This window comes from Paenibacillus sp. JT22N12 (assembly GCF_056269365.1).
Genome location: NZ_JBWDNU010000035.1, coordinates 1 through 7,833, shown reverse-complemented (window position 1 = coordinate 7,833; position 7,833 = coordinate 1). Strand labels below are relative to the sequence as shown.

Sequence of the window (7,833 nt, the reverse complement as noted above, 5' to 3'; positions counted from 1 at the left end):
ACACCTTCCCAAAATCTAAGGGACGGTTATTTGCCATTCCCTTTTACCAGTATAACATCCCTCGTTTGGCTCATTAATAATTAAATATTGACAACCTATTAGCTGGTATAGTTGAGCAATGGCAGCCGATTGTTTGGACGGCTGCCTCAATTTGGTCCAAATTATGCTATCGTGCCCCGTTCGTAAAACAAAAAAAGGAATTTATTCAATGGGATTCATTTGTGTATATACGGCCGGACCAACATAACAAGACCAATGATTGCACATATTGCAGTTCCAATTCGAGAAAATACAAAATAGGCAGTCGACGGCTCGCGTGTTGCCTTCCAACCTTGGGTTATATTCCAAAAGGCTTTTGGACTTATTGTGGCGAACAAAGCGGCTCCAGTCCAAAGTACGAAAAAAATAGTAATCACTATAGAAATTACTTTTAGCTCTGGCGGTTCCATTTTCATCACTCCCTAACGTATAAATTAGTTCAATTACCGCTGATATTCAATAGTTAATGGTGTTAAAACTTTGCACTATTCTACCCATGATATTTTTAAGCCCCTTGAACAGTTTTTTTGCTCCCCTTATGTAAGTAAGGGAGATCCTTATCCAGGGTGGAATGGAAAATAAGGGAGGATCATAATGGTCCCCCCTGATTGAACTATCGTACCCGTTAGCTTAACCTATGGGTACCCAATTTAACGGAAAACTGATGCGGAGCTCCCGGTAGCCCTCTAAATGCCAGAATTCCTTGGTTGATTAAGATCCAGATTCTATAGGTTAGAAACGAATATCCTACGATTTGTTGCGATATTTTATAAAACCCTATTAGGACACTTCCTGCTTTAATAAATCCATTCTCATCTTGTTTGTGTTCCAGTTCTATCACCGACCTTACAATCACTGCATCTAGGGCACTCTCATCACTGCCTCTAACTGTACCTTCTTCCCACAAACGAAGCACATGATCTTGCCCTGTGAGCATAAGCCATTCTGATTCGTACCTTCTTCTTTGGTCTTGTTTAAGAGGAATGCCTTCATAATAATTTCTAACGATTGCCTGGTAATGTTCTCGGTCGATTAAACCACTCGCGTATGGAGTAATCTCATCTACGTTTTGCATTCTTGTAGCGTTAAATAGCTCCGTCACATTTACAACATTAATCGGCTGTTCTCTTTCTCTTAACAAATGCACTGCGAAACGTAAGCCTGTTTGATCATGGGGATTGTCCGCGTACCAAATGACGATATGCTTATTTTCTGGAATGCTTCTTATTGCTGTTATCATATTCTCAAGCTTATGTTCTTGGTTCGACTGTTGATTATAAGAGTAATCACTATCGTGTTCCATCATCCAAAGAAACCTTTTCTCCTGTCCAGTTGTTGTATCCAAGTCAGATATTGGCCCGACTGAAAACACATCATTAAATGCCAAAACCTGGCACACTTCCCGTTTCCCGACTTTATGGAGAGATAGTAATAGCGATCCTTCATCAGAGAGGCTAAACACAATATGGACGTAACGTTGGAGCGCATCTATCTGCAATTTTTGGTTACGCTTCGCATCTATTTGTCCTTGAAGCAGGTTAATAACTCCCTCTGCTAACTTTTTTTCTTCAATTCCACCGTCTTGATGATAACGATCTACTGTAGCTAAAAAATTATAAAATAACTGCCGTAATTCATTTTCACTCAGTTGGTAAGGCAGACTTTTGTAGAACTCGTCCATGTGATATCCTCCTTATGGGACCATCCCGCCTCTCATAATACCACAGAACCGCCGCTCGATCCCGCGGCAGCCACATTAAGCTATCGTAATCCGTTAGCTTAATAACAGTAGAACAATCTTATTATTATTGGGTAACTTATAATTTGCTTTTCTTCAAATTTTTCAAGTAAAACAATATTCCTGCTCGGTCAACATCAGAAAATTGTAGAGGGTCATCATTCATTAATTGTATCAATTCATCTACTGTAATCCATCTTGGATTTTTCGTTTCATCACCTGATATTAATAAATCCCCTTGTGCTTTACATCGGAAGTACACACCAACAGAATCAAAGGGTCCTTTTATGGTCTGATACGCCCCGAATGGTTGTATACATTCCACTTCAAAGCTTGGGTCAATACCAATTGTATCAATCTTTGTATCCTCACCTTCAATTTCTACTACATCCAACCCTTCTATTTCATCCATAAATTACATTTTCGTCATTAAACAAAAAAACCCTGTGTTGGCTCATTCTGACTGTTACTTCAATAAACTTTTTTTCTCCAGCCCTTAATAGGGCATTTTTAGTTCACCTTACGTAAACTTGTTAATCCAGTCTTTTTGCCAATCTTGAAAGGACTTTGGTTGAAGTTCTTCTAATGTTTTACCTTCTATAGACCAATATCCCCCCTCTGATACGGCTGATGTATCGCCATGTGGATACGAAGTTCCTCCTATGGGCTGACCATTAACTTCATAGACATACACATCAACTTTGCCTTGAGTTAGCGGATGATTCTTGACGAGGAACTTTTCAACGTTTATTGTCTTGCCAAAATACAGGGATGGGTCAACCAGTTGCAGCCCCCAATAAATCATATAAGGTAGTGTCACGATATTCTGTTTTGTCAATTCGTAACTCTCCGAACGACCTTCATAAGAAATAACCTGGAACCCCTTGCTCTCAAGATAGCTTTTTGATACAAATTGTTCTTTCGATATTTCGTTGTTTCTTATGCAACCAATTAATAAAACGAACACCAAAATTGGAATCAGATACTTCAATTATTTCACCTCTCTAGTCAAAGAATTTTCGACTTTCCTTTTCCGTCAATTCTCCATTGAAGAACACAGATAAGGCACAACATTTTTACTTTGTGATTATCTTCATTACGCAGCAAATAAAGGATTTGTTGCACATAACTGCCCTTAACCACAGAAAAGCTGCCGTTCGATACTTCGGCAGCTTCATCTTGTGATATTCAACTCGTAGCCGTTAGTTGAGCGAACGGTTGCCGTTCGTGCCGGCAGCCTGGTGTCGTTGTGCTATCGTACCCGTTAGGATTCCTGTAGAGCGTTAATTTTGAGCTTTGCATTAAAACGAGCGACTCCGGTACGATGGGGTAGTCACGGGTCATAGCCCTTTAACCATCTTAAGGAGGTCGCTCTATCTTGAATTTTAAAGCTCAAGCCAAACAAAATCAACTGCTCGAACGCATTTCAACCCAGCACCTTGTCGTCGGCATCGACATCGCCCAGCAGTCCCATGTTGCTCGCGCTGTCAACTTCCGTGGAATCACGCTCGGCACTCCGCTTCATTTCTCCAACAACGATGCCGGCTTTAACCAACTGCTGCAGTGGATGAAAGATATGCAGGAAACGCACCAGCTAAACGACACCATCATCGGTATGGAACCAACCGGCCACTACTGGCTCAGTCTCGCCGCCTGGCTCAAAGACCGAAGCCTCGAGGTCGTGTTGGTAAACCCTCATCTCGTCAAAAAGAACAAGGAAAACCGAGATAATACTCCCTCCAAAAGCGACATCAAGGATGCCTTGGTTATTGCCGACATGGTGAAAAACGGCTACTACACGGTCATTAAAGATACCAGTGAAGTGTTCATAGAACTGCGAGTGCTCATGGCGAATCGAGAGACAATCGTCCATCGTCTTGTCAGCGTCAAGAACCAGATCCATCGCTGGGTCGACATTGTGTTTCCAGAGCTGAGGCAGGTTTATAAGCACCTCATTGGCTCCGGTTCGCTCGCTACACTGCGTCTCTTTCCAACGCCTGCTGATCTTCAAAAGCTAACCGTTCGCCAGATACTCGATGGCTGGAAAACAGTCATGAAACGGCACAGCGGTGAACGTAGAGCCAGCGAGTTGCTAGCTCTAGCAACTCAATCAGTCGGTGCGAGGCATGCTGAGAAAGCTTACAAGCTCCATCTACAGCAACTGCTGGCCGAGTACGATCTGGCTACCGAGCAGTTGCAGGTGATCGAGAAAGAATTGGCAGTTACGCTAAAGCGGATCCCGCTAGCCACGCCAATGCTTGCGATGAAAGGCATAAGCGTCCTGTCTGTTGCAGGCATTCTAGGCGAAGCCGGCGACCTCAGCGGCTATTCGCATGGTAATGCGCTGCTGCGGCATGCCGGCCTCAACCTGGCCGAAGCGAGTTCCGGCAAGTGGAACGGCCAGATGTCACTTAGCAAACGCGGCCGGCCAAGGCTCCGACATGTCTTGTTCATGGCAACCATGGCTCTAATCTTGAACGATGAAACATTCAAGCGCCTACATGAAGCGAATGTGAAAAGCAAGAACATGAAACCGATACGCTCGGTAATGAAACTGGTCGGCAAGTTGGCTCGCATTCTGGTTGCCATGGCACGCAGTGGCGATGCTTACGAAACGAATCGAGCTCTTCCTATGAAACAGGTTGCTTAGCCGCTTCGCCATCCCACGAAAATTGGCTTATTCGCAGGATCTCAAGATTGCACGGAGTACCGGACTGCGTTAAACAAAAGGGCATTGACCCGTCGAGAAATGGGAGTGAAAGCCTCCGGAGGTTATGTGGAGTAGCGTGCAGCAGAGCAACAAAAAAGAGGAGCGAAAACTCGCCCCTTCTGTTCCCGCATGCGCGTCGGTTTCCAATTTGACGGCTCTCGTCCCATTCCATCCGGGTTACATTTCATCCTGTGGTGAAATCCTGCGAATAAGCGAGCATTCGTGAGAAAACTATAACGTACCGAGGGAGTTGAACAACAGTTGTCCGTCTTATCCGATGTTATCCCTTTTGCCCGAGATTCAATCCATTACTATAATCCCGCCTCTGTGCACGATTGAAATAGCGACGTATCAAGTGTTTATAAGGGGAACTGAACTCCTGCCATGGTTTTTCTGAGGCCCCCCGTGTTGGTCATTCATCGTGACCATGAGTTGCTGAGCTACTGGCAACCTCGACAAATGACTTGATATCATCCCATACTCCCTTGGGCATGGAATCTACGCGGGCTTCATTCGGTCAATGTTCTTGTCCTCCTACAATAAATGTAAAAATATCATTCATGTATGGTAATAGGGCATAGGGCTTAAAAATCCCACTTCAGCCAACGGCCAAAGCGGGATATAGTCATACTCTATATTGCCGGAGCCGACGCACCATACTCGGCCCACTGCTCTTTCGTCGGTCCGTAAAGATCCGGTACTCGAAGGCCGGCCTGGCGCATCAGGACCGTCATTTGACCACGATGATGAATCTCATGCTTTAGGAGGATATCCAGCGTCAAGCCGTTCGGCCATTGATCGCCGTACATGTCGCTCATGACGAGCAGATTCTCATCCTTCCAACTGGACTGTACAGCATCAAGGAGCGCTTGCGAGGTCCGCTTATAGACCGCCGCAATGTCCGCTGCCGAAGCTGGCACCGACACATCTTCGCCCGGTCCTTCGACAGACAATCCAGTCCGCGATGGCATTTCGTGCAACGTCTGTACAAGGTGCCATGCAAGACGTCCAAGCGTTCGATGATCGCTCGTTATCTGTTGGCCAAGAGACTCGTCCGTGAGCGTCTCCAGCGTCCGCATCGTTGCTGCCGTTTCATGCCGCCAAGTTGCAGCAAAATCCTCGATGTGTTTATACATTATCCAACAACTCCCTTTTATAATGGAATAACACCATTATATCATTGTTTGATTACAATATTTTCAAGTATGTAGTAGCGCGCCCTCTAACCCATCTCCACGATGCATGAATTCAAGTTATGGCAACCTATATAATTTCTTATCCCATTTCGGCAAACGTTATATGTTCTTGTGAATAAAAACGGTCGCTGAAGCAGCCGCGGAAGATTGTAATTATCCTAATTGGCAGGAACTGTTGATAGACTAGTGTTTGATTCATCCTGGTACATAAAAAGTCCATATTCCGTCATAACAGAGGAGTGGCCCAGTTGACGAAGCATAGCAGACAGATTACCTCGGTGGTACGTACCATGATTCACAACTTGAATAATAAATTCTGAATATCTGGTGTTCAAAATTCCTGCGTAAGGATTATCCAAGACAACCTCTTTCTCAAGATCCGCATGCTCGTTAATACATGATTTGAATCTCACGGACAAATCGTCATACATAGCTTCCAGTTCCTCAAGGCTTCTAGCTTCTGCATCCGCCTCGATTTGAAAAGAAGCTTCCATAGCTTCATTCATACTTTTACCCATCAGGATGTCCAGCCACCCGCAATCAACCTTGTATATATGTGCCATGACCTTCGACACCGAAGAAAACACGCTTTGAATTTCCTGATTGTACAGGTGATGCGGAAGCTCCTTTAATCGATTAAAGATTATTTTATTTGCCCATACATGATAGTCGTAAAATCTCAAACTATGATTTGTCATTTCAATTACCTCCTTTTTTTGTAGTTTACTTATGTATTCATCATACAATGGCAACCCTGACAACTGTATGTCAGGGTAAATTATAAAGCAGCTTCTCCACAGAAGCTGTTTTATAATTTATATCGTTCAGCTTTCTAATTCTTCTTGGGCTTCCGCGCAGCGGTTCTTCATCATTGTGCTAACGTGCCCAGTTACTTTAATGACCTGGTTGTTGCGCTATCGTACCCTTTAGTTCAACAAGAACCTCTGAACGGAAACATGGGGTGTTACCAGCATAGCTGACTCCACCCGCAAACGTATGGATATAAATGTAAAGAACCCTCTGATTTCGAGAGTTCCTTTTTATGTGTGATTATAGCCTACTGAACTAACGTTCCTCGTTATTTCAATAACCTAGGGTTTATATATGCCAATAATTACTGGATTGTTTTTTGCTATTTTTGTACCCATCGTTACAAGCTTAATCATCAATTTGGACGTAATCCATTGATAACCACGAACGTTTTCAATCGAGATTCTCTCAGCAAACTTTTCTTCCAATCGCTTTTTCGAGTAATTTGTGACATTCGTACAAAGCCGTTTTTCTACTATTATCGTATGAACTAATCTTGATATCCTTCAGTGTAAATTTGGAAGGTTACACCGAATTTATCTTTAATCACCCCGTAAGCAGGACTAAAACCCATTTCTGATAGTGGCATTTCAACTTGTCCGCCATCCTGTAAGGCTTCAAAAATTTGGCGAGCTTTGTCTGCATTGTCAAACGTGACACAAATGGTCACCAGGTTTCCTTCTTGAGCTGGTTGACCTGGGAATGTATCTGAAAACATAATTACTGACTCTCCAACCCTTATCGTAGCGTGTGAAACAAGGTCTTTTGCATCCTCAGGGAAAGGAAAATCTGGGGTAGTAGGCACTTCACCAAATGTAATAACTCCTAAATTTTCTGCATGAAATACCTTTTCGTAAAATCCAATTGCTTCTCTTGCATTTCCGTTCAACTGTAAATAAGGACTAAATTTCATTTTTTTCAGCTCCTCTGATTTTATTGGGAGTATTGTACTCCATTCAATCTCCTGATCCAGGCGGAGGGATGGCTGCTGACGCATAGGAGAGGACCACCGATATCCTTATCAAACTTCATCAGCAGGATTACACGTCCTATATGCGGCCTCCTTTATGTCTACATTTTATCATCCAACAGCAAGCCCGGTTTCTCATAGATTGCTAATGTGCACAGTCCGGGCCCGACTGAATACAACTTTAGTTTAACAGAGGTGGTAAATTAAACAATTCTGCCCGTTACTTCAATGAAATTGGAACAGTTGTTAGCCGCGGCGTTCTGTTCCTGGTCTTTGCACTATCGTACCCGTTCGTATTATGAGGTCACCAGATCTTTCTGGTGGACCTCATTTTTATGTGGTCGTAAGATAGCCATAGCCGGGGATTGAA

At 43.6% G+C, this 7,833-nt stretch carries 8 protein-coding genes; 1 reads left to right on the top strand and 7 read right to left on the bottom strand.

Annotation, left to right across the window (positions count from 1 at the left end; translation table 11 throughout):
* Nucleotides 1-215 precede the first annotated feature (215 nt).
* The 4 genes from AC0YOA_RS37975 to AC0YOA_RS37960 all read right to left on the bottom strand — a co-directional run bounded on the left by AC0YOA_RS37975 (nt 216) and on the right by AC0YOA_RS37960 (nt 2,768).
* A complete protein-coding gene (locus AC0YOA_RS37975; protein WP_475790934.1) occupies nt 216-449 on the bottom strand; it encodes a DUF6199 family natural product biosynthesis protein in 234 nt (77 codons plus the stop codon).
* A gap of 215 nt (nt 450-664) precedes the next feature.
* Nucleotides 665-1,720 carry a DUF1835 domain-containing protein gene (locus tag AC0YOA_RS37970; protein ID WP_475790933.1) on the bottom strand — a complete coding sequence of 352 codons (1,056 nt, stop codon included), beginning with the start codon at nt 1,718-1,720 and terminating at the stop codon, nt 665-667.
* 136 nt (nt 1,721-1,856) lie between these two features.
* Complete coding sequence (locus AC0YOA_RS37965) at nt 1,857-2,189, bottom strand: NUDIX hydrolase (RefSeq protein WP_475790932.1); 333 nt, start codon at nt 2,187-2,189, stop codon at nt 1,857-1,859.
* A 108-nt stretch (nt 2,190-2,297) separates the two neighbouring features.
* The gene (locus tag AC0YOA_RS37960; RefSeq protein WP_475790931.1) at nt 2,298-2,768 is read right to left on the bottom strand and encodes a hypothetical protein; all 471 of its coding nucleotides are present in this window, start codon (nt 2,766-2,768) and stop codon (nt 2,298-2,300) included.
* Nucleotides 2,769-3,155: 387 nt separating this feature from the next.
* Here AC0YOA_RS37960 and AC0YOA_RS37955 point away from each other — a divergent pair, with 387 nt between their 5' ends.
* Nucleotides 3,156-4,427 (top strand): IS110 family RNA-guided transposase, encoded by a 1,272-nt coding sequence (locus AC0YOA_RS37955; RefSeq protein ID WP_475790930.1) that lies wholly within the window; start codon nt 3,156-3,158, stop codon nt 4,425-4,427.
* A 692-nt stretch (nt 4,428-5,119) separates the two neighbouring features.
* Here AC0YOA_RS37955 and AC0YOA_RS37950 read toward each other — a convergent pair.
* The 3 genes from AC0YOA_RS37950 to AC0YOA_RS37940 all read right to left on the bottom strand — a co-directional run bounded on the left by AC0YOA_RS37950 (nt 5,120) and on the right by AC0YOA_RS37940 (nt 7,406).
* Nucleotides 5,120-5,623, bottom strand: coding sequence for a DinB family protein (locus AC0YOA_RS37950; protein ID WP_475790929.1), 504 nt, complete (start codon nt 5,621-5,623; stop codon nt 5,120-5,122).
* A 218-nt stretch (nt 5,624-5,841) separates the two neighbouring features.
* Complete coding sequence (locus AC0YOA_RS37945; RefSeq protein ID WP_475772929.1) at nt 5,842-6,381, bottom strand: DinB family protein; 540 nt, start codon at nt 6,379-6,381, stop codon at nt 5,842-5,844.
* Between the two features lie 602 nt (nt 6,382-6,983).
* On the bottom strand, nt 6,984-7,406 hold the full coding sequence (locus tag AC0YOA_RS37940; protein ID WP_475790928.1) for a VOC family protein: 423 nt from the start codon (nt 7,404-7,406) through the stop codon (nt 6,984-6,986).
* Nucleotides 7,407-7,833 lie beyond the last annotated feature (427 nt).